Here is a 23,886-nt window from a genome sequence, read left to right on the forward strand (position 1 = left end):
TCCAGTTCCGTAAAGTCCCACTCGTTGTTGCGCAGGGTGTCGGCGCCGTTTTCGTCAAGGTAGACGGTCAGTTCTGCGGGGCATTCGAGGGTTGGGGGAATTTCATCGACTATCGTAACGTCGTAAGTACACTCGCCACGGTTACCGCTCATGTCGGTCGCAACGACCGTCCGCTGGACGGTGGTGCCAACGAAGGAACAATCAAAGGTGCGACCGTTAATGGGACCACCCACGGTGAAGGGACCGGAAGGGTCCATGTCACAGTTATCGTCGATACTGACCACGGCATCGTCGTTTTCGATCATGGCGGTGCCGTCGGCACCGATGGCTACCGTGATGGCTTCGCAGACGATGATCGGCTTGATGGTGTCGATGACGGTGACGGTAGAAGTACAGTCAATTTCATTAGGTTGAGAAACTGTAACAGTCACCGGACCAATATCGGCACAGGCAAAATCGCTTTGAGAGATAGTAATATCTGTCTGGTTACAAGTCGCCATAGCAAGTTCCATAGGCGTAACAGAAGCTTCACCATTTTCATCTAAGTAAACAGAAGCATCGTTACAGCTGAGTTCAGCTGCACATGCTTCCACCATGAAAGATCCCCGGTCCCCCAAAAATCCATCAATATAAAGGAGATAGGTCTCTCCTTCATTAAGTTGAAGATTATTAATCGTTGCGTTGGGTCCAAGTGGTAATGCTCTTGCTTCTTCACAAGTGAGCGTTTGACAGCCTCCGGAAAGAATAGCTACCTGAGCGTTCAGTCCTGGGCCAAAGCCACCAAAAACCATAACGTTAATTGGCTCGGCTGGAGCAACAAAGGAATACCAGATACCACGGTCAAAAAAGCTATTGTTAGCGGGGCCAAAAGTACATGTGGCTCCTGCATAAGCAATATTTTCAGACGTTGCATCAGCAGTAGTGGCCGAGATCATGTCGCCTAAGGCAATTGGAATCGGATTCGCACAGTCATCATTTGCCGGCTGCGCCAACAAGGAAAGCCCGCTGAAACACAGCAGGCATAGCAGGGCCGTTCGGCCCCAATTGGGTAATAAGTTCTTCATATGTAAAGTCGTCTAAATTCAATTGAGATTATAAGCCAGTTGGGAAACCCAACTACAACACACTACAAAAGTAACCAGAAATCCCGTGTTCCGGGATCAATTACTGTTAAAGTTTATATGTTTGAACATTACGGGCATAGCTGCAATCTTAATAGCCAGCTCCTTTAATTTTTAATTGCATCCTGCGGCCGCGCCAAAAAAAACATTGCTCCTGAAATCCGAAAAAGATATTTCACCCCCCAATTTTGGCAACATGTCATTTTCCGATCAAAAAAAATCAGCCCCGCTCGATCGGGCACGTCATGCAGTGACTCCCTCCCCTGCCCCGGCTCAACTCTCCGCTTGGCAGGGTGATGATGGTCTTACGAACGGTGGCTGGATTTAGCCCTTCGTTATCGATGTCATTGATCAGCTCCTGGGCACCAATAATGGTGTAGCCAGCCTTGCGCAAAGTTTCGGCCGTTACCGGATTCCGATCGTAGGTAATGGCAACTCCGGGGCGCAGGGCCACCAGGTTACAACCGTCGGTCCACTGTTCCCGTTCCTGGTATGGACTTTCACCGCCGCCGGAAGCGATGAAGCGGGCAGTTGGATCAATCTCCGCCAGTATGCATTCCTTGAGGCTGGAATAGGCGGCGTTGCTACCGTCGGCTCTCCAGACTTCCACGCCTGACGGACGGCCTCCTTCACAAATAATGGGCTCGTAGCAGACAAAGTCATGCTCGTCAATCTGCGTAAAAATGGTATCCAGGTGCATGAAACTACGTTCTGCGGGGACGCTTACCCGCACTACATTTTTGACCACGCCACGCTCGAATAACGCATCGGCTAATGTCCGCAACGAATAGCTGCTGGACCGCTCGGATTCGCCGATCAGGAGAAAATCTTTGTTGAGCAGCATCACGTCTCCGCCTTCGATGCTCATTTTTTCGGCAAGTCGGGAAGGGGGGAAAAGTTCGACGTTGTTCAGGTTAATCACCTTACCCTGTTGCTGCAACTCCTGGAACATTGGGTGGGCAAAGATGACCAGGCGGATGATGAAATTTTCGCGACTACGCGCCGCTTTTGCTGCTTTGGTGATGAGGAGATGATCGTTGATCATCACGGCGATGTCCCGGGTAAAGATAAAATTGGGGATGGGGTCGAAGAGCCGTCGATCGTCCTGCTTGAAGTCACCGGTTATGAGCACGTCAGCCAGTTCTGCGGGGGAAAGTCCCAGCAATTTATCAACATAGCTGTCCGGAAGTTCTTCCCAGCTCACGATCATTTCCAGGCTTTCCCGAGTTGCGGATTCGCTGGCCGCGATGGTTTCAGCGAGCAACTGCTCCACTTCAATGACGCCATCTTTTCCAAGAAATCTGCGCAGCAGGGTCGTAAAAATATCGTGCTCGCGCTGCATTTGCGGCAGGTAGACGATGTCGTCGAAAAGCAATTCTTCGGCACGGTGGGGGGTGATGCTGGCGGTACCTGCATCGGGCCGGTGAACGAGGACGCGCCTGAGGGAATCGATCTCGGAGTGGACTTGGAGGGACATGATTGGACTATTGGACTATTGGTTCGTTGGGCTATTGGTTCGTTGGTCGGGTGACCGAACTGACTAATGCACCAACAAAAGATGTGGTGGAGGACGAATGTAGGGATTAGTGGGAAAGGAAAGAAGTTTAGGCGCGGCCGCAGGTGCAAAGAAAGGGACTGAGGCGAGTTAATAGCCCGGTGGTGCTTCAATTGTCGGCCTTTAGGCCAAGCATTACGGCGTACAAATTTTCGTAGGGTACGACTTCGATCTCATAGCTTTGGTTAGAATCGCTGATTGGATTGGCCAATAGCTTACCGTGCCATGAGCGGGTACGGCGAAGCCCTTCCTGCCTACGAAATCCTGCTTTAGCAAACTGTTGCAGTATCTTAATAAAGCATTTGCTGCGGTAATTTTCATTTTTCCCCAAGTAACGGATGAGGTATTTTTCCAGTGCTTCGATCCGATCCGCAGCTTCAGGGAATTCTTTACGCTGCACCAAAAACAAGATACGCAGGATCAGAATAGAAATATTATTGCCTTCCTTCTCTTTGTCCAGAAGCGGGAGGCTATTAAAAAATTTCCCGAGTCTGAATTTCTTCAGTGGGTCATCCATTTCGGGGAAAGAGACAAAACCAGCTGATTTCAGGTAGTAGAGATAAGCCCGGTAGACACGCCACTTGTCAAGGTTACGGCTACCAAGTTGTTCGAACCTCTTGTTTTCCGCAGCAGACTTATAAGTAAGAAAAGCCTGATCGTATTGAATATTGTGCATCATCAACAGGAAGGCCAGCTCTTTGAGTTTGAACCATTGCGCGGAGGCTTCCTGCACCAATGGAATGCATTGCTCGTAGGTGGCCACGCCCAGCGTGTACTGCTTGAGAATGGTGTAGAAGGTCAGTTTGTGCAGGAGAAAGGATACAATGGGTACGGGAGCAAAGAAGTCGAGCGAGGAAAAGTGAGCAATCGCCTCATCCGCCACCGCTATGGTTAGTTCATACTGAGAGGCCGAGTAACGCGACAGTAATTTTAGTAGATAATATGGAAATCCATATCGATACCCGAGTGCCCGCAGGTCATATTTCTGATCCAGTTCCTTCAGGTAATTCAGTGCTTGTTTATGGATAACGGCGCCTACCTGCGGAGAGGCATCGTAGGCCAGAATGAGACTGGAGTAATAACCGGTCACCTCATTTTCAGCAGTTAGTTTCAAGGTTGCCTTGTTCAATCGTTCGTTGTATTCTTCGAATATTCGTTGGTTTCGATCGATACGGGCAGCATATTCCCGCAACATTTGGAGGCATAGAACTTCGATGGTGGTAGCGCCATAGTTTATCGATTTACGGAGGGCACGGCGATAAAAGAAAGCGCTGGCCTGCTTCACTCCTCTACCGTCGAGGATGGTAGCCACTATATACTCCCGATGCGCAGAATAATATCCCCGCTGCAAACTGGTAAACGCAGGCGACCCCAAATCTATGTTAATCACTTCCCCTCCCAACCGGTCAATTAACCGTTGTTTGATTTTTTTATAGCTGTTGTTTTTACGGTCAGCAGAGGCACCATAAAGCACCTTAGCGAGATGATCTTCGTCGGTTTCCTCTGAAGTCCAAATCTCATTTAGTCCCACACTTACAAGGTCCTGCTTTTCGGCCGGCGAATAATCCTTGCGGGAATCCCGTATTTCCGTTGGGGTAATCCCATGCAACTTTAATACATCGCGAAGCTGATCAAAAAGATTCATTAGCCTGGAGCCAAATTTAGAACTCCATAAAGATAGCACTAATGCCTTGCATAAAAGCAAAAAATAGAAAATAAACTAAGTAAATACAAGGTATCTGTATTTTTTTGGTAAAAATGATCTGGCACTTTAAAATACAATTTGTCCTTTTTTAACCTTTTCAAGATACTCACTTTTACACTATCCCAAATACTAATGATAAACCTAACCGATTTAAACCAGCGAAAATGATTGCCCTTCTAATTTCCACCCTAATCTCATTAGGCATTATCACCTGTGATGCCGACTTTCACAACCTTTCTCAAGATCAGCAAGAGCACTACCAGGAAAACATTGTCATCGAAGATCAAACTGGAATTTAACATGAGGAAACATACCACAGCGCTCCTCATTGAAGACTTCCCGATCCTTGCACGGTACTACCGGGAAGCTTTAAAGAGCTACTTCGATGAGGTCATACTTGTAGATAATACCACAGATGCTCTTAAAGCCCTTGAGGCACAACCGGTGGATGCTCCGTTCAACCTGGCCATTTTACACGAAACAATAAGTGACAAAGGCAAGAACAACCGCATCGACGGTTTTGCACTTGCTCTGGAGTTGAAAAGCCGCCACCCAGACACCAGGCTTCTCTACTCCATCAATCGGTTATCTACTTACCTGATTGGCAGCATCATCCGTGAAATAGCCCCGGAAGCACTAGTCTTCCGGCCAGATCTCTCAGAGGTGGAATTTGTGCATGCGATCAAGTCGATCCAATCGGGAAAGCCTTACCACAGCCCATCAATTGTTCCTCACATGCACTACGACATTGCGGGCAGCAGTCTGGTTGACCGGATTGATCGTAACATACTGCATTACCTGGGCCAGGGAGCCAGGACGAAGGATCTTCCCCGTCTCATCGCCCTTTCGTTGCCCAGCATCGAAAAACGTAAGAAGCAGCTTAAAAACCTGCTCAATGATCCTGAGAGCGATTACCAGCTCATCCTGGCGGCCCGCAAGCAGGGGCTAATTTGAACAACTAACCCATCTACAACCAACACAATCATGAAGTCGATTTTTTCTTCAATCCTCCTACTTACAAGTCTGTCAATTTTAGGCCAGTCGATATCCGGCACCGCCATATTTACTACGGAATCAGCCAGCATAGTTTCCTTCGACAGTACTTCGCAAATATCTCAGCAAGAGCAGGCTGCAATCAACGAGCAGATCCGGGAAGCCATGCGAAAGGAGTATCGCCTGACGTTCAACGCAGCGGAAGGCCTGTACCAACAGGTTCCAAAACTCGCCGCTCCTTCTGCCGAAAAGGAGGTAGAAGTTATTGGTGGGGGCCAGGGAATGGATGGCGGCATCTACAAAAACACCAGAAGTGGCCTATTGGTAGAAACAAGGGATGTATTTGGCAAGCTCTTTCTGATCAGAGACAGTCTGGTTCGACCAGCATGGACCATTCTGGAGGAGCAAAAAGTGATTCAGGGCTATACTTGCATCAAGGCCGAGCTGAAGACGAATCGGGGCAAATCCACTGCCTGGTTCACGCCTGAAATCCCCGTCAACCTGGGGCCGGGAGATTACTGGGGCTTGCCGGGGTTCATCCTTCAGGCTAATAATGGCCGCATGAAGATCACATGTACGGAGCTCAAAATAAGTGCTGGCACAACAGCCGTCATCGAACCGCCCAAGAAAGGTAAAGAAGTCACGCTGGAAGCGTATAAAAAAATATACAGCAAGAAGATCGAGGAAATGAATCGTATGTATGATGACGAAGGCAACCGTTAGATGAAAATCTATTCTCTTATCTTCTCATCAGTACTGCTAGTGCTATCATGCAGTGGGTGGCTTTCCTCTCAGCAGGAAGTCCTTAAGGGTACGGTAGTTGACGCGGTAAGCGGAGATCCTATTGCGTATGCTAATGTTACCGCTGGCCTGGCCTCTTCCACACCTTTCCGAATCGAAAACTTCGCCGTCTCCGATCTCGAAGGAGCGTTTCAACTGAAGCTTCGGGGGGATTCCCTTTATGTTCTCCAAACCAGTTATCTCGGATATCAGACTACGGTAGATACCTTAAAGATGGCTGACTTGCCAGACGACTTTATCGTAGCGATGCGTCCGGCCACCAATGATCTTTCTACGATAGAGGTAACTTATAAACTCCCTGTCCGTGTTTCGGGCGACACCATCAGCTATGCGGCCGATGCCTTTTCTGACGGAAACGAGCGCAAGCTGGAAGACATCCTAAAAAGGTTACCTGGCTTCGCTGTGGACGACAACGGGCAAATATCCGTAAACGGAAAAAAAGTGGACGACCTCAAGGTAGATGGTAAGGACTTCTTTGGCGGCAATAGTAAACTTGCCGCCCGTAGTCTACCCGCCAATGCAGTAGATCGCATTGACGTGCTTAACAACTACTCGGCCGATGAGCAAATGGGGCAATTTTCTGACGGACGGGGTACCGCACTGAACATCCGCCTGCGAAAGGATAAGAAGAACCTTGTTTTCGGAGAAGTGTACGCTGGCTATGGGCCGGGCGCAGTAAAAGATTTTGGTACCGACGCTTTTTACTTCGGCCCTACTGCCAGTGTTAACCTTATCACCAACCACAATGATGTCGGGCGCCAGATATTGACCTTCCGCGACATGTTTCGGTTGAATGGAGGCTTCGCCGCAGACCGTGGTGCCAGTGCCATTAGTTTTACGCCAACCCAGCTCGGGCTTAGTTCAGACCCGGAGCTGAATGCCGAACGAAGCGCCGGTCTTGCGGCCCTCAGTACCCAGTATCAGCCAAATCAGCAATTCAACGCCAGCGGTACGCTTTTATATGGAAACAATCACCACCGAACCATCAGCCAGACGCTAAGGACGGTACTAGGTCAAGATGCACAAAGCGACGTAGAACAAGTTAAAAACGGCGTTGAAAACAACCGCTCGCTTACCGGCCTGCTTCGGCTGGATTTTAAAGCATCAAAAGCATTGTCCTTAAGTTACCGGGCGCTGGCTGGCAAGGGATCGGTCGACACGGATGCCGACACCCGGATTGTTTCAGCAGGCCAGTCGCTTCCTCCCTTAGGCCAGCAAAATGATCAGCGCAACGATAACGTGAGGCAACAACTTCGTATTAACTACAGCAAGACAGACCAGGAACTTTGGATCTTGCGATTAGACCACCAGGCCCAACGGGTAGCAGGAACTTACAGACTCGAATCTATGGAACTGCCGTTCAATTTTACCGACACTTCGGTTAATGGCCAGAACTACCTTCAACAACAGCAAGACAATCAAGTCAGCGCTTACGGTACCCGGGGTGACTATTACCGCTCCCTAAACAATGCCAACCAGATCAACCTGTACATTGGCATGGGGCGGGAGGTTTCTGTTTTCAACGCCGAACTCACTACAACTGAGGAGACGGTAGTAGGCACTGGTATTGCCCCAGGAGATCGCTTCCAGGTCAGCACCTTTTATGCCGGCGTCGGTCATCGTTCGCAAATTAAGAAATGGAGATTTAGCCCCGGCCTGCGGTTAGAACAGTCTCTTTGGCAGGAGCGCATAAGTGAAAACACCACCACTGGCAGCAAGCCATTTTTACTTCCCCAGGCCGAGATCAGGTACGACATCCGCAAGTCTTCTTCGATCAGCCTTAATTATGATCAATCAGTCAGCTGGCCCGGGGCAGACCAGCGCACTTCGGCCTTGATCTTACGCAACCTCTTCTCCCTCACCAATGGTACCGGACAGCTTCGGGAGACCCGTCATCATGACCTTTCGTTATCCTACTACAATTATAATCTGTTTAACCAAACAACCTATTCAGCGGACGTGACCCTTAGCCGCATGGAGCGGCCGCTTACGCAACAAATCACCCTTAGCGGCACCGGGCAGCTGATCACGGCCATCAACGCCGACCGCCCGGGCGACCTCATCAGCGGCTATTTCCAGCTGGATAAATACCTGGAGTATTTTAAATTTTCCGGAAGCGTACAAAGTTCACTGGCCATATCACAGATCAGGCTGGAAAATATCAGACAGATTAACCATAGTGCTTCCTCAGCCCTCAGGCTGAATATGAGAACCCGTTTTAAAAAGTGGCCAAACTTAGCCACGGGTGCGCACCTTGCTTATAATAATTACAGGGCGGGGACGCAGGATGCAAGGAAATACCTAAGCCTCGAACCCACCGTACAAGTATACGGGAACCTATTACCACGCTTATCGTTCAGTTCAAAATACCGTTATCGGAGCTACCGACAACTGGACAGTAATAACCGAACCATATTGGGTCGGCTGGAAGCTGACTTACGGTACGAGACTAAGGGACAACGTTTCAGCGGTACCTTGACCGCTTACAACATATTAAACCAACAGAACTTTCAGCAAGAACAGTTCTCCGATTTCTTATTAAACGTAAGCAATGAAACCATCCTGGGACGACGACTAATATTTAAACTTATTTATCAATTATAAATACGGTTTAACCACACCTGTTTTACGGGGTTTTACCACATACTGTCCTTATTAAACAATATTTTTACACTATAGCATCAAAGGATAAATAACATCACCTCTACACGGGTAACAACCAATCACCTCTTGATTGCTAAAAAACAATAGTCGTGGATATTCCCTTAATTATTCTTTCAATATTTTCACTCTGCATGTCAAACGCAACTTCAGGTCAAAATATAGGATTCATTCCCGAACAAGCGCCATCAATAGCTGATAAAGATTACAGATTGGCGGTGATGATACTTGAAGAAACTTACCAAAGTATCGAAGACGATAATGGACAAATAGTATACGCTGATTATTGGAATTTAGCTTATGCTTATACGCTTTGTGAGCAGTCGCGTGAAGAGATAACATTCTTCTTAAAGAAGTGCAAGCGTATGCATCCGAAAAACTTCACCCAGCTTTTCAACACCTCGCCGGGCAACGTCAAGCAATGGGAGGACTATTTGGGTACCGAAGTATTGGCAAAAATTCGCCCGGACAAATCGGATAAAGAAACATTTACTCCGGACGAGATTACTCCAGAGATTTACTGCACGTCGAAATACACTGATCTTCAGTGTCAACTGGCGCGAGTTTGGCAAGCTGATCAACATCACAGAGGTGGTTTTGGAGACATCACGGACCAGCAGCGAGAGCTGGACAAATCTAATCAGGTATTAATTGATGAGTTATTTTCCGAGCATAAAACTTATCTGGGTAAAGACATGGTAGGCCAGGAATTATCGCACGTGATGTGGGCAGTAATTCAGCATAGTAACCTGGGAATGATGAAACGATATTTACCAGTCATACAAGAGGCCAACAGATCAGATCAACTTCCAGGCAGCGGGACACTCAAGTTGCTAGTCGACCGTATTTGTACGATTGAGCACGGTGTTCAACTCTTTGGATCACAAGCGGGGGTCCCCCTAGCCTCCGAAGAGCAGATGAAAACACTCTATCTGGAATACAACCTCGATACAGAAACCAGGCGATTGCTAGAGACAAAGAAAAAAGCTAAGACCAGTCGTCAGGAAAAAAGCAAACCTAAACGCCGCAGTAAGACGCGTAGTTTCTAAGAGAATTATAATTAATCGTCAGCAAACGCACTGCCCCTCTGAAAGATACAGCGGGGAGTAAGGAGAGTGATGCCTGATGATCACCAACATACTGAAGAATTGGCAATACCTGCCAAAGGGAGCAACCTGAAAATCCCATAACAGAGTAGGGACATAACCGAATACGTCTTACAAAAACCCAAGCGTATTCACAAAACCTTCATCATGGAAGCCTTTAATGATTTTTCCCTTACTAACCCAGAAGCCATCGTAGGTGGAACACTTGTCCCTACTCAGTACGAGGGCGAAGACGGCAGCTCAGGTAGCGACCGCTACGACACCACACGCAAGCGTGTTATCTACGTCAATTAGTAGGTTTTAAAGGAGGGTGGTACTGCCACCTTCCTTTATCTTCTTTCTGAAAAACTGAGTGGTAGATAGACTGAAGCCAGTTCATAGGCCAAAGACTACAAGCGTTAGCCACGTGAGCCTAAGGGAGTAACCTGAAAATCCCATAACAGAGTAAGGACATAATCGAATACTTCTATCAAAAAAGTATTCACTAACCCATTATCATGGAAGCCTTTAACGATTTCTCCCTTACCAACCCTGAAGCCATCTTCGGCGGAACGCTCGTCCCTACCGAATTCGAAGGCGAAGACGGCGGTTCTGGTACTGATCACTACGACACCAAGCGCAAGCGCGTCATCTACATAGAGTAGTAAACCTTAAGGAGGGTGGCGCTGCCACCCTCCTTAACCTACGTCTTAACATTTGAGTAGAAAAACATGCTACCCGCTGATACAGCCATCACAAATTGGTTTGGGTATATGTCAACCAAAGGCAGCATCCACTACAATTAATCAGGGAGCATCCCGAAAATTAAAAAATAACGTAGGGAAATAACTCAATACTTTTTTTAATAAAGAACATTAAAAAATTATCACCATGGAATCGTTCAATAATTTTTCTCTCATTAACCCTGAAACCATTTTTGGGGGAACGCTCGTTCCCACCCATTACATCGCTGAAGATGGAACCGTCTATTACGAATGGTACGACACCACACGTAAGCGCCTCATTACCCTTTCTAATTAGTACTTATTTAAAGGAGGGAGGTAAAACTCCCTCCTTTAAGAGCGTGTGATGTATCCTGGTTAGACGATTTTTAAACGAAGAGGCTTTACCAGTCTTTTCAATTTTATTTATAAAATCAATATAAGTGATCACCATAGTATCGGAAGAGCAGGACATTATGACGGACCTGACAATGGAATGGTTAGCGCGCAGAAAAACGCCCACTCGCCGGATTCAGAACTATGAACCGCAAACCTTTCGTATAGAAATTGATAACGGTGGCAGCTCCGCTGCTGGGCCGATCTCTGGCAACTCTCATTACTGGACACGCCGCGGAAAAGAAAACTATATTCCGGCAACCATCGACCACCATTTTTCCGAAAACCTACCGGTGTATCGCTACCTCGAGCAAGATGAGTTAGTAGTGAGTAGCTATGTGGAAACAAAGCGGAAACAGCAGCTTAATCACCATGATACCGGGTCTTTCTTTGCCGAGAAGAAAAACAACAAACTCATTAATTTGGAATTGGCGAAAAGTGTTCATTTGTTGATCCCCCCAACGTGTGTTACGAATTCTAAAAAAGTACTGGCCCAATTCATCCGGCGGCATAAGCAGGTTATTACTAAGGACCTTTGCGCTCCCGTCTACCTGCCAGGCGACAAGGGGACCCTTACGTCCAGCGGAGTAATCAGCATCGGGTTATCGGACCTTGATGCAATGGCAGATAATTTCGCGGCGGTTTTCGTGCAGGAGAACATCTCCAAGCAATTTGAGATCCGCTGCTTCCTTTTCCGGAAGACCATTTTCAGTATGGCCATCTTCAGCCAAAACGACCAGCAAACCACGACGGATTTTCGCAATTACAATGACGCAAGGCCCAATCGCTGTGTCCCTTTCCAACTGCCCCCTTCTATAGCCAGTAAGTTGTGGAAATTCATGGCCCTGGCCGAACTGGACACCGGGTCCATTGACCTCATCTACACACCTGAAGGCGAGTTTGTATTTCTGGAAGTAAATCCTATGGGACAGTTTCACTGGTTATCAGAAAACTGCAATTATTACCTGGAGCATTTCATCGCCGATTCTTTTACCAACGCCTAACCAATGCAACCTGAGACCACCCCTTTCCTTCCCCTCACTATTCAACGGGCCGTTTTTCGTCCCCGCAAGGAAAAGTCGCCTGACCTAACCGTAAAGATCTCCAGCAGCCTATACCAGAGCAAGCGGGTCAACCAACAGGTAATTCACCGCCCCATCAGCCAAATGATCAAGAAATGAGTGTTCAACCTACTTACCTCCTCTACGCCAGTTGCGTTCCCGTAAGTGGCGCGAAGCGCAAAATCATTTGCGATTTGCAGCGCAACGGCTACGTCCCCATCCCCGATGGGCTGTATGAAATACTTACCAGGCATCGGGGAAAATCTCACAAAGACATCAAAGCTGCTTACGAAAATAAGTACGACCAGATCATTGATGATTATTTCAAGATGCTGGTACAACACGAGTTTGCCTTCGCTTGTACCGACCCCAACCTCTTCCCCGAGCTAAGCCTGGACTGGAAGGCTCCCTTTCCCGTCTTTAATGCCATTCTGGACCGGGACAACAATTCGGCTTACGATCTACGTAGTGCCGTCAGCCAGCTCAGTGGCATCAACTGTAAATACTTACAGCTTCGTTTCTTTGATCCCATTGACGGCGCAGCGCTTACGGAGCTTCTCCAGTACTTCGAAACAATACGTTCGGCCACCATCGGCCTAGAAGTGCTGGTACCCGCAGCTCCGGGCTTTACATCAACAGACGCCCGTAAGCTGCTCTCGACCTTTGACCGGTTAAATAAGATAACACTGCACGGAAGTCCCGGGGAATTCAGCATCGAGGAAGTTCGGAACAAACGCTTTTTGATCTCCATGCCAACCAGCGTTGATTCCGAGGCCCACTGCGGGATCATCGACCCCGAGCTTTTTTCCATCAACATTAAGGCATTCACCGAGGCAAAGAAGTTCAACTCCTGCCTGAACGGTAAGATTTCGGTTGACCGAAAAGGCTTCATTCGCAACTGTCCTTCCATGCAGGAAGACTTTGGCCACCTTGACGACACCTCACTTGCCGAGGCTTCCAGTCATCCTGATTTCCGTGCACGATGGCAGATGACAAAGGATGAAGTCAACGTTTGCCGCGACTGCGAATTCCGCTACATCTGCACCGATTGCCGGGCTTATACCCAGGACAACGAAGCCGATGGCAAGCCCCTAAAGTGTGGCTATGACCCTTACACGGGGGAGTGGGCTTCCACTGCTCCGTCCAACCGTCTTCGCACCCGCGTCCGCGCCCAAAAAACCGCCTCCTCTTCGCCTGCCTAAATTACGTCAGCCATGGGAAAATTCCCCTACTTCAAACAACTGGACCTTAGAGATTGTGGCCCCACATGCCTCAAGATAATCAGTAAGCACTACGGCAAACGGATCAATACCGAGACGCTGCGACAGCTCTCGGAAACCACCCGCAGCGGCAGCAGCCTCAAGGGACTAGGCGAAGCAGCTGAAGCCATTGGCTTCCGTAGTATGGGCGTGAAGATCAGCTACGAAAAGTTATTGGAAGCCCCCTTACCCTGCATTCTGCACTGGAATCAATCTCACTTCGTCGTTCTCTACCGGATTAGCAAGGATACCTGCTATATCTCAGACCCTGCTCATGGCTTACTAAAGTACAAAAGGGATGAACTGCTCCGGTCCTGGATCGGCCACAACGCCACCCCCACTACCCAGGAAGGTATCGGTCTGTTGCTGGAGCCTGCCCCTGCTTTTTTCGAAGAAAACACCATCGAAGAAGAAGACACCATCGGCCTCGGCTTCCTTTTGCCTTACCTAAGGCAGCACCGGGGAATGATGTTTCAGTTGATCCTTGGCCTCATAGCTGCAAGTATCTTCCAGCTTTTCGTCCCTTTCCTGACCCAGAGCATTGTTGACGTGGGTATCGCCACCCGGGATGTGAGCTTCATCGTATTAATTCTCGCAGCCCAACTTGCCCTTTTTATCGGTCGCACCTCCGTTGAGGTTATCCGTAGCTGGGTCTTATTACACCTCAGTACCCGCTTAAACATCAGCTTACTTTCCGATTTTTTCATCAAGCTGATGAACCTGCCGATCGCTTTTTTCGATGTGCGCATGACCGGGGATATTCTGCAACGCATCAACGATCACCGGCGGATCGAGCGGGTACTGACGACCTCTTCCCTTAACGTACTTTTCTCCGTGATCAGCCTCCTTGTCTTTGGCTTCGTATTGGCCTACTACAGCTGGACGGTTTTCGGAATTTTCCTGGTTGGCAGTGTACTGTACTTCGGCTGGGTAGCCATGTTCCTGAAAAAACGGCGCGATCTCGATTATAAGCGCTTCAGTCAGGTCAGTCAGGAGCAAAGCAAAGTGATCGAACTCATCAATGGTATGCAGGAGATCAAGCTTCACAACGCTGAGCGCCCCAAACGCTGGGCCTGGGAGCGGCTGCAAGCGAGTCTTTTCAAAGTTTCCATTGCTGGCCTGAAGCTGGAACAGTATCAACAGGTCGGATCTTCCTTTATCAATGAAAGTAAAAACATTCTCATCACCGGAGTAGCGGCGCTGTTAGTGATCAATGGCGAAATAACCCTTGGTATGATGCTGGCGATCACCTACATCGTCGGGCAGCTGAACGGACCGATCATCATGTTAATCAATTTTGTCCGAGAAGTACAAGATGCTAAAATATCGCTGGAACGTCTTTCCGAAGTACATGCCCGCCAGGATGAACCAACCCTGGACAAAGGCAAGCAAAATCACGTGGACACCTCCGGCGACCTGATCCTCCGCAACATGTCGTTTCGCTACACCGGATCGCATAAACCGGTTCTTCAGGGCATTGACCTCACCATACCGGCGAATAAAGTCACGGCTATCGTTGGTACCAGCGGTAGTGGCAAAACTACGCTCCTGAAGCTCCTGCTTAAATTCTATGATCCCCGCGCGGGGAACATCCTGGTAGGCCCGACCGACCTGACGCACATCAGCCAGCGAGCCTGGCGGCGGGAATGCGGGGTGGTCATGCAGGAAGGGCACATCTTTAACGACACCATTGCCCGTAACATCGCCATTGGCTCTGAGCAGATCAATCGTGAGCGGCTAGTGGAGGCACTGGACGTAGCGAATATCAAAGACTTTGTGGCGACCCTTCCGCTGTCGTACAACACGAAGATCGGGATGGAAGGCGTCGGCCTGAGCACCGGGCAAAAACAACGCTTACTCATTGCTCGTGCCGTATATAAAAACCCGGCGTTCCTTTTTTTCGACGAGGCTACGTCGTCCCTCGATGCCAACAACGAGAAAACGATCATGAGTAAACTTGACCGCTTCTTCCAAAACCGTACCGCCGTTGTGATCGCGCATCGCCTGAGCACCGTAAAGAATGCCGACCAGATCGTTGTACTCGAAGAGGGCAGCATTGTAGAAATCGGTACGCATGAAGAGCTCATTGCCGCAAAAGGCAATTATTTCGAGCTCGTAAAAAACCAATTGGATCTTAGCAAATAACTTGTCATGGAAAACACCTCTGTCGCACCAAAAAACCGGACCATCTCCTTCGTAGACGATGAAGGTCGTACCATTACAATGCCCGCGCCGCCAGCGGCGGCGGCCCGGGACAATATTAAAAAGCCTCCTCCCGTAACTAATACGGTTCAGGACACCAATATTACCCATAAGATTATGACCAGGGACGGTACCGAAAAGGTGGTAGCCGTGACCCTGCGCGACGACAGCGTTCAGGAGATATTCGAACGAATGCCGGCGGTGCTGACCCGCTTCGGCAGCGCCCTCGTGTTAGGTGTTCTCTTTTTGGTCCTCACGGCCATGGCCTTCATTCAATATCCGGATACTATCAGTACCGTAGCTCTGATTCGGGAAGCCCCCGTCAACGCTACCTCGCCGGAAAATCTACCCCAATTGGAAACGATGCTTAACGCGGTAGAACAAAATTCTGAAACCGTATACATTCCGGTTCCGGAATCACCACTCCTTCTGGGAAAGTTACAGTTACCCTATCAGGAATTACTCCTTGCTTATGAAGCTTATCAGCAAAGCAAAGCCCGTGCGGAATTGGTGATCACCATGCGTGCCCTGGCAAATTTGGAAGCAGCAGTGCTATCGCAGAAAAGCGCCCGGCCTTCCGTAGCTTTTACCGCAGGCACTCCTTTTGCCACGCTGGAGTTGCCGGTGGCCAAGACTGCCGGGCTTGCGCTAGGGCAGCCGGTAAGTCTGGAATTAGCGAAGTATCCGTTCGGGCAGTACGGTCGTTTAGCGGGCAAAGTGGCGGCGATTCAACAACCGACTAACCCTGAAACGCCCTACCTGATCACCGTGGCACTACCCGAGGGCCTCACCACTTCCAATAAGTTTGCCATTCCTTACGAGGAAGGATTGAAGGCCACTGCGGCCATCATCACGAACCGACAAAGTCTATTACGCAAGTTGTCCAATTAATTGTTAGGGATCGAAGCCCGCTTCGTAAGCTTAGTTTACACCAATAACGAAATGGCTTGGAAAATTACGGTAAACTTAACCGGGTAAAAGTGAAATCAAATTACATGGAACTAGTGTTTTCAGGAGGCGGGGACGCAGGTGCAAGGGATTTGTTGAAGGGCAAAGGACGTGGATCCTTAATGGTCTAGACCACGCCCTGATCTCGGTTTCGAGGTCGTCCCATCGCTGTCACCATGCCGGGATACCGGCCTCCCTCCCTCCCATTTTTTTGCGCAACGCTTATTCCAGTTTTGGCAGGTGTTCCACTCCGTTCTTACGTGATGGGACAGGAGCAACCAGTAAGTGGACAACTAAATCCCATCAGTTACCTATCTTACACGCTACAACACAACCGACCTCCTGCCCATGTCCAAGATTAACATTCCCTCTGAAAACGGAAACCTCACCCTCACCAAATCCACCAAGCTGGTAGGGTTGAAAAAGCACGTGGAGGGTAAAGCAATGGACTCCGTCGATGCCAACGTCATCCCGGATCTCGGAGGGTTTGAGGTAGTGACATTGTCTTCCGAAGCAGGCATTGACCAGGCCCTGGACAATGCGCGTGCTCACGACGACGTGGCAATAGGTACCCACATTTATTTTGCAGAGGGTGACAACCGGCCGGTGGTCGCCACCGGTATTATCTACGTCGAGATGGCCGAAGGTGTGGGAATGGAAGAGCGGCAGGTGGTCTTTGACGCCTTTGCCCTTCACATCATCGAGGACCGGGAGGATGGTACCGTAATTTGCAAGGTGACGCCCCAAAGTCCTAATCCTTTGAAGGTAGCCGCCGCACTGACTAAGCTCAGCATGGTGAATAAGGCCTACCCCGATCTCGACGTTCCGTTAGACCAATACTTCATGGAGCCCCGCGACGGGCTGCTCCCGCACGAGTGGCACCTGGAAAACCAGGGCTTCGTCACCGACGTCCCCAACTTCCGGCTAAAAGTTGGTGCCGATGCCAAAGTGAAAGCCGCCTGGCGCCGCCTGGGCAATCTCGGTTCTTCTAACCTCATCGTTGCGGTGATCGACAACGGGTTTGACATAAATCATCCGGACCTGCGGGGAAAAATCGTAGCTCCCATCAGCGTCAGTAGTGGTAGCAGTACTTTACCTACCGGTCCGCGTTTCGGCGATCACGCCACGCCGTGCTCCAGCGTAGCGGTTGCTGCGGCCAATGGCACCGGCATCGTCGGCGCAGCCCCGATGGCCAAATTAATGCCCCTGCACGGGCTTACCTATTCCAAATACCTTACGGAGCAGATGTTCAGTCACTGCATACGTAACGGTGCGGACGTCATCAGCTGTAGCTGGGGGACAATCGACCCGCGCTACCGCCCGGGTGCGGAGCACGAGCGTGCCATCCGACAGGCCATGACTGCGGGGCGGGGCGGCAAGGGCTGCGTCGTCGTTTTCGCCGCCGGCAACGAAGGGCGGGAGTACATCAACTACTACGCCAACATCCCCGGCGTGATCGCCGTAGGCGCAAGCACCAGCTCCGACACCCACGCCAGTTATTCTAACCGGGGCAACGGTATTTCAGTCGTCGCCCCCTCCGATGGAGGGTGGCCGATCCTGGCCGCGCGCACCAGTTGGGACCAGGGCAACACCAGCGTACCTCTAAATAAGCGTTACTACGTTGACGGTATTGATCGCGGTCCTTTCCACAAGCATTTTGGCGGAACCAGTTCGGCAACGCCACTGGTAGCTGGCATTTGTGCGCTGATCCTCAGTGCTAACCCGAACCTGACCAGCGCGCAGGTAAAATCTATTCTTGAGCGGACTGCCGATAAAATCGGCAACCAATGGGATTACAACAGCTCAGGATACTCCACCAAATACGGCTACGGGCGCGTCAACGCCGACTCGGCGGTAGCGGAAGCCCTACGGATGGGTGGGGCTGGCGGAAGCAGCCAGCCGTCGCAACCCACCATTCCTACCGTGCCGACTCCGCCCACGCCGCCTACCCCAACGCCGCCGGTAATTACCACGCCCACGGCTCCAACAACTCCCACTGCACCTGCGCCCGCGCCCACCACACCTGTAGTCACGGGTGCTGATCTGTTCCAGTTCTCCGTTCGGGGCCTGGCAAGAACGGGTTTTGGTCTTCAGGTTTCGGTCAATAACGAATTCGCCAACGTCCTGAAAGAGGTGGAATCACTGGAGCGCAAACACGGAATGCCGGTCATGGTCAACATCAGCACCATAAACGGACGCACGGCATTTAAAATCCTCGTCGGGCCATTTGCCACTCGGGACCAGGCAGACGCGGCCAAAGGAAAAATGGTTAGCCAGGGTGCGCGGGAACCGTGGTTGCGGCCACTGGCTACCTTGTAAAAAGTAGCATCCCACGCCGACAGTTGTCGACGTGGGAATGCTTTACAACGTAGGGACTCGCTAGGCCTTATTTAGTACAGATCGATCAGGAACTTTACCAGATCGGTTGTCGTCACGATCCCTACCAGCTTACCGCCTTCCGTTACCGGTAAGGCGTGGAATTCATTTTTAGAGAGAATGGTAGCTACGTCAAGAATTGTATCGTCTTTGTCAACGGTTATGACGTCTTTGGTCATCACCTGATCGATGGACAGGTTATCGTACATCGCCGTCGTCAATCCATCTCCATCCACGGTGTTGACGAAGCTGATTTTCTGCAGGTCCGTCTTGCTGAGCATTCCAATGATTTTGTCGCCTGAAACCACCGGAACGTGGCGGATATGCTGATCTTTAATGATCGCATCAACTTCCCGCAAATTCTGTGAAATGTTGACAGAAAGAATATCGGTAGACATGATCTTGGATACTGGCATGCGTTTTTTCATGGTACTTTTGTTTTGGTGATCTATGGATAATGTGTCTGGAAATCCGGCCTTCTGAAAACACCGTCATACCAGTTGCAAAATGTTCAGTTAGTTTGATTGAGAACTTGTTTGCAGTAGCAAAATTAGCCGCTGTTCTCCCCCTGTGGCATGACACAAATCACTTATTTGGCTGAAATAGGACAGTGGCTATTCAGCATCGTTTTAAAAGGGTGGGAAAGGAGGTGGCGCGCACGCAGGTGCAAGGACAGGAGGCAAAGCAGGGAGTGACCTTAAATAAATACCCGTGGGGCGTAACAAACCTTGTTCTCGTGAAATAAACAAGTAAACAACCCCTTTATGAAGTATTTCTTTTATCTGGCCCTGGTCGCTTTCACGCTTTTCACTACAGGTTGCGGCGGCGACGATGACGGCCCCGGTGGCCCCGCCTTCTGTACCGATCAAGCTTTTTCGCAAGCCATCGCTGACGCCGTAATGGACTTCTCAGCAGCCGCTCAGGCCTACGCCAATGACCAGTCTACCGCCAACTGCAATGCCTATAAGCAGGCAGCCCTCGATTACCTGGATGAAATAAGACGGTTTGAGAATTGCGCCACTATTGGCCAGCGACAGGATTTCATTGACTCGCTGCGTGAAGCAGAGGAGAACGTGAATATGACTTTGTGTTAAATAGTTAGCTGCGGGGTTTGCTGCGCTCTCGTTGCAGGGCTCGCTGCGCTCTCGTTACAGGGTTCGCTGCGCTCTCGTTGCAGGGCTCGCTGCGCTCGCGTTGCAGGGCTCGCTGCGCTCGCGTTACAGGGTTCGCTGCGCTCGCGTTGCAGGGTTCGCTGCGCTCGCGTTGCAGGGCTCGCTGCGCTCGCGTTGCAGGGTTCGCTGCGCTCTCGTTGCAGGGTTCGCTGCGCACTCGTTGCAGGGCTCGCTGCGCTCTCGTTGCAGGGCTCGCTGCGCTCGCGTTGCAAGGGTTGCAGGTGTTGCAGCAGTCTTCGCCCCCTCAAACTTAGGTACAACCTAATCTTTCAACTTGCCGGTATCGGTTGGCCCAGGCCTGCTGATACCGGCATTTTATTTGTAGCCGTTTGAAAATCCCTCATATGGGGGATACCTGAAACCTTCTTTTGAAGGGAATTTTGCAACTATAGCAAAACACCCCATAATGAAGAATTTCTTTTACCTGGCCCTGGTTGCCTTCACCCTTTTCACTACAGGTTGCGGCAGCGACGATGACGGCCCCGTTGGCCCCGCCTTCTGTACCGACCAAGCTTTCTCACAAGCCGTAAGTGATGCCGTCATGGACCTGTCGGCCGCCGCACAGGCCTATGCCAATGATCAGTCTACTGCCAACTGCAATGCCTACAAACAGGCTGCACGCGATTACCTCGACGAAGTAAAACGCTTTGAAAGCTGCGCCACAATTGGCCAAAGGCAGGACTTCCGTGACGCGCTGCAGGAAGCTGAGAACAATGTGAACATGACCTTGTGCTGATTCGCTGCGCTCGCGTTGCAGGGTTCGCTGCGCTCTCGTTGCAGGGTTCGCTGCGCTCCCGTTGCAGGGTTCGCTGCGCTCGCGTTGCAGGGTTCGCTGCGCTCTCGTTGCAGGGGTTGCAAGTGTTACAGCTTACATGCTCCCCTGCAACCCCTGCAACGGGAGCGCAGCGACTTCTGCAACCCATGCAACAGGAGCGAAGCGACCCTGCAACCCTGCAACCGGAGCGAAGCGACGTACATTAGCGCAGCAAAACACAACAGCCATGCGCCGCAGCTTTCATTTCCTTTTCTTTCTCCTCTTCCCTCTCCTGATTTCCGCCCAGTTAGATTGGGTAGCCAATCATCCGGGCACCATCACCTACACCCTGGATCTGGCCAACGTCCAGCAACACGAGCTACGGATCACGGCCGACTTTCCCGCCGTAGGACCGGGCATTTTCAAGGTTAAGATGCCACAGTCAAGCCCGGGCCGGTACGCTCAGCACAACTTTGCCAAAAACGTTTACGATCTCAAAGCCTTCACTGCCGATGGCCGGGAACTAAAGGTTTATCAGGAGGCTATTGCAGAATGGGCGGTCGCCGGGCACGACGGCGCAGTGAAGTTGGAATACACCCTCTTCGCCAACGGCGGAGACGGCACTTACTCTGGCATCGACGATCGAAAATTACACCTGAACATGCCGGCCAGCTTCCTTTACGGTGAGGTCCTCAACGACCGGCCGGTAATGCTAACGATCAAAGATGGCCAACGGCCGGACTGGACGGTAGCCAGTCAGTTAGTAGATCTGGGTAACCGCCGTTTTGCCGCGCCCAATTATTACTATTTCTTTGACTCCCCCACCATGGTCGGAGACATCATGCGGGGAGATTTCGTCCTGAAAAACCCGAATGGCAAGGAACAGACCATCGAATTAGCCATGATCCACGAAGGCACCAGGGAAGAATTTGAAGACTACCTGAAGTGGACGGAGGACGTGGTGGTCGCTCAACAAAAAGTCTTCGGAGAGCTGCCAGCGTACGACTACGGCAAATACACTTTCCTATGTGCCTACAATCCCTGGATCGGTGGCGACGGCATGGAGCACCGAAACTCCACCGTTTGTTCTTCTTCCGGCAGCCTGGCCGACTATGCCAGCAGATTAATCGGTACCGTCAGCCATGAGTTCTTCCATTGCTGGAATGTAGAGCGGATACGTCCCGCAAGCCTCGAGCCCTTCGAGTTTGACCACGCCAACATGAGTGGCGAACTCTGGTTTGCCGAAGGCTTTACCAGTTACTATGACGACCTTTCTTTGGTGCGTGCCGGCATCCTTTCGCCGGAGGAATACGCTCAGAGTCTGGCCGGACAACTCAATTACGTATTACTCAGCCCCGGCCGCGATCACCGCAACCCCATCGAGATGAGCCAGCAGGCGCCTTTCGTCGATGCTGCCACGGCCAATGACCCCAATAATTTCGGGAACACCTTCGTCAGCTACTACCCCTACGGTTCCACCATTGCTCTGGCGCTGGACCTTACATTACGGGAACGCGGACACAGCCTCGATGAGGTGATGCAGCTCATCTGGCAGCAGTACGGCAAAACGGAGATTCCTTATCACGTACGCGACCTGCAATTAGCATTGGGCAAAGTTACCGGAGATCAGGAGTGGGCTAAGCGCTGGTTTGCCAAACATATTTACGGCAGTGAGTTACCTGACATTGGAGCTTTACTGGACAACTACGGTTTCATCTTAACGGCTTCGGAACCAGACTCGGTTGGCTTTCACCAACTCCGGTTACAGGAGGTAGACGAGACCCTGACCGTGCGTGGTGCCATCGCTGAGAACAACCCGCTCTACCAGGCCGGGCTAGACCAGGGCAGTAAGATCACCGAACTTAATGGCGTTGCCATTTCGAGCCGTGCTGATTGGGATGCTGCCGTAAAAGGCCTGAGCATCGGGCAGACCTGCACCATTAGCTTTACCCAGTTGGGCGAGGAGAAGACCGGCCGGTTTGTTGCTTCGGCCAGCCCGACCTTACAGATGACGCTTACTGGAGGGAAGATCAAGAATAAGATGAAGAAACAACGGGAGGCATGGCTTTGGGTTAGGTAGAACAATTGGCTTCGGGCGACAAAGTTCTAGAGCACAAATATTTATCCATTTACTGGCCTCGATTTCGCGTAGCGAAAACACTAATGTTACCTTGGACGAAGTCCGGGGTAACGGACCAAGGATTGGCCTGACGACGCTGCGCGTCGTCAAAGCTTCACGGCCCTTTCGTTACCTGGGACTACGTCGTACCTCCTTATCCCAGGCAACTCAAGTGCAGTCGCTACGCGACAAGTGGTAAGCAGCGAGAACTTAGTTTACCCTGTACTAAAACCTGAAAACGGCGTACCCCTTCAACTGATAGGTGGACACCGTAGTCAGCATAGAAGTTCCGATCTCGATGTCAGACAAAACGGATTCGAGCGGTATTTCTCTGGCCAGTAAGGATTGGCCACAAACCACCAGCTTGACGCCGGCGTCCTTCAGGGCTTTTACCAGGGGTGCGTTAGGGTTATCAACACCGAATTTCTTCTGGTAAGCCGCATTATTTAATGTGGCGAAGGTGGCCCCACCGTGCATGGCCAGCACTACGTCGATCTTCCCGGCGGGAACGCCGCCGATGGCGTGGAGATTGATCATCCGGGCTACGTTGTTGAGGCCGAAGGATAAATCCGTTGGGTCTTCGGCTCCGGTAAATACGTCTACAACGATCTTGTAGACCTGGGTTGGATCGGGCTTAACCGTGGCCGTCGGGATATCGAAGATGGCGCCGAAATCTTTGATGATGGGGGCGACGCGCTCCTGAGCGGTCAGGGAGAAGGAAAGGGTAAAAAGACAGAAAAGGAGAAATGTGTGGCGCATATGACGATGGTTGTAGTGGGGCAAAGGTAGTGGATGTTCCGCCAGAATATGGCTCATGGAAAAACCAGCGTCCTGGTCCATATGGCTCTTCATCCATTCCCTTGCACCTGCGTTCGCGCCTGGAAATAATCTAACGGACAGTCTTCCAAAAAAGAAGCCCCGGCTCATAGAGCCGGGGCTAAAAAATACGTTTTGCT

The 23,886-nt window shown here is 50.6% G+C and carries 19 protein-coding genes and 1 pseudogene; 15 read left to right on the forward strand and 5 right to left on the reverse strand.

Annotation, left to right across the window (positions count from 1 at the left end):
• From B036_RS30530 to B036_RS0121760, 3 genes and pseudogenes are all read right to left on the reverse strand, one after another.
• A pseudogene (locus B036_RS30530) lies at positions 1–1,064 on the reverse strand (hypothetical protein); the annotation flags it as partial.
• Between the two features lie 277 nt (positions 1,065–1,341).
• Entirely contained in the window at positions 1,342–2,598 is a 1,257-nt protein-coding gene (locus B036_RS0121755) for an arginine deiminase family protein (RefSeq protein ID WP_020570852.1), read from the reverse strand.
• A 187-nt stretch (positions 2,599–2,785) separates the two neighbouring features.
• On the reverse strand, positions 2,786–4,321 hold the full coding sequence (locus B036_RS0121760) for a hypothetical protein (RefSeq protein WP_020570853.1): 1,536 nt from the start codon (positions 4,319–4,321) through the stop codon (positions 2,786–2,788).
• Positions 4,322–4,681: 360 nt separating this feature from the next.
• On the opposite strand from B036_RS0121760, the gene B036_RS32490 reads away from it, so the two are divergent.
• The 12 genes from B036_RS32490 (at position 4,682) to B036_RS0121830 (ending at position 18,828) form a co-directional block, all read left to right on the forward strand.
• Positions 4,682–5,335: a response regulator gene (locus tag B036_RS32490; RefSeq protein ID WP_020570855.1), complete on the forward strand. Its 654-nt coding sequence runs from the start codon at positions 4,682–4,684 to the stop codon at positions 5,333–5,335.
• 30 nt (positions 5,336–5,365) lie between these two features.
• A complete protein-coding gene (locus B036_RS0121775; protein ID WP_020570856.1) occupies positions 5,366–6,097 on the forward strand; it encodes a GLPGLI family protein in 732 nt (243 codons plus the stop codon).
• Positions 6,098–8,779 (forward strand): carboxypeptidase regulatory-like domain-containing protein, encoded by a 2,682-nt coding sequence (locus tag B036_RS0121780; RefSeq protein ID WP_026232225.1) that lies wholly within the window; start codon positions 6,098–6,100, stop codon positions 8,777–8,779. It abuts the gene before it with no gap.
• Between the two features lie 149 nt (positions 8,780–8,928).
• Positions 8,929–9,885, forward strand: a complete 957-nt coding sequence (locus B036_RS0121785; protein WP_157472303.1) for a hypothetical protein — start codon at positions 8,929–8,931, stop codon at positions 9,883–9,885.
• 204 nt (positions 9,886–10,089) lie between these two features.
• Entirely contained in the window at positions 10,090–10,236 is a 147-nt protein-coding gene (locus B036_RS33995) for a hypothetical protein (protein ID WP_020570859.1), read from the forward strand.
• Between the two features lie 203 nt (positions 10,237–10,439).
• On the forward strand, positions 10,440–10,586 hold the full coding sequence (locus B036_RS34000) for a hypothetical protein (RefSeq protein WP_020570860.1): 147 nt from the start codon (positions 10,440–10,442) through the stop codon (positions 10,584–10,586).
• Positions 10,587–10,812: 226 nt separating this feature from the next.
• The gene (locus B036_RS34005) at positions 10,813–10,962 is read left to right on the forward strand and encodes a hypothetical protein (protein ID WP_020570861.1); all 150 of its coding nucleotides are present in this window, start codon (positions 10,813–10,815) and stop codon (positions 10,960–10,962) included.
• Positions 10,963–11,086: 124 nt separating this feature from the next.
• A complete protein-coding gene (locus B036_RS32495; protein WP_020570862.1) occupies positions 11,087–12,043 on the forward strand; it encodes an ATP-grasp domain-containing protein in 957 nt (318 codons plus the stop codon).
• Positions 12,044–12,216: 173 nt separating this feature from the next.
• Entirely contained in the window at positions 12,217–13,302 is a 1,086-nt protein-coding gene (gwsS, locus tag B036_RS0121815) for a grasp-with-spasm system SPASM domain peptide maturase (RefSeq protein ID WP_020570864.1), read from the forward strand.
• Positions 13,303–13,314: 12 nt separating this feature from the next.
• Positions 13,315–15,504: a peptidase domain-containing ABC transporter gene (locus tag B036_RS0121820; protein ID WP_020570865.1), complete on the forward strand. Its 2,190-nt coding sequence runs from the start codon at positions 13,315–13,317 to the stop codon at positions 15,502–15,504.
• A gap of 6 nt (positions 15,505–15,510) precedes the next feature.
• Positions 15,511–16,452 (forward strand): hypothetical protein, encoded by a 942-nt coding sequence (locus B036_RS0121825; RefSeq protein WP_020570866.1) that lies wholly within the window; start codon positions 15,511–15,513, stop codon positions 16,450–16,452.
• Positions 16,453–16,857: 405 nt separating this feature from the next.
• Complete coding sequence (locus B036_RS0121830; protein ID WP_020570867.1) at positions 16,858–18,828, forward strand: S8 family serine peptidase; 1,971 nt, start codon at positions 16,858–16,860, stop codon at positions 18,826–18,828.
• 71 nt (positions 18,829–18,899) lie between these two features.
• On the opposite strand, the gene B036_RS0121835 is transcribed toward B036_RS0121830, so the two are convergent.
• On the reverse strand, positions 18,900–19,313 hold the full coding sequence (locus B036_RS0121835) for a CBS domain-containing protein (protein WP_020570868.1): 414 nt from the start codon (positions 19,311–19,313) through the stop codon (positions 18,900–18,902).
• A gap of 336 nt (positions 19,314–19,649) precedes the next feature.
• On the opposite strand from B036_RS0121835, the gene B036_RS0121840 reads away from it, so the two are divergent.
• The 3 genes from B036_RS0121840 (at position 19,650) to B036_RS0121850 (ending at position 22,891) form a co-directional block, all read left to right on the forward strand.
• Entirely contained in the window at positions 19,650–19,979 is a 330-nt protein-coding gene (locus B036_RS0121840) for a hypothetical protein (protein WP_020570869.1), read from the forward strand.
• Between the two features lie 484 nt (positions 19,980–20,463).
• Entirely contained in the window at positions 20,464–20,793 is a 330-nt protein-coding gene (locus tag B036_RS0121845; RefSeq protein ID WP_020570870.1) for a hypothetical protein, read from the forward strand.
• Positions 20,794–21,058: 265 nt separating this feature from the next.
• Complete coding sequence (locus tag B036_RS0121850; protein WP_020570871.1) at positions 21,059–22,891, forward strand: M61 family metallopeptidase; 1,833 nt, start codon at positions 21,059–21,061, stop codon at positions 22,889–22,891.
• Positions 22,892–23,155: 264 nt separating this feature from the next.
• On the opposite strand, the gene B036_RS0121855 is transcribed toward B036_RS0121850, so the two are convergent.
• Positions 23,156–23,689: a DsrE family protein gene (locus tag B036_RS0121855; RefSeq protein WP_020570872.1), complete on the reverse strand. Its 534-nt coding sequence runs from the start codon at positions 23,687–23,689 to the stop codon at positions 23,156–23,158.
• Between the last annotated feature and the right edge of the window lie 197 nt (positions 23,690–23,886).

It is taken from the genome of Neolewinella persica DSM 23188, assembly GCF_000373105.1.
GTDB lineage: Bacteria > Bacteroidota > Bacteroidia > Chitinophagales > Saprospiraceae > Neolewinella > Neolewinella persica.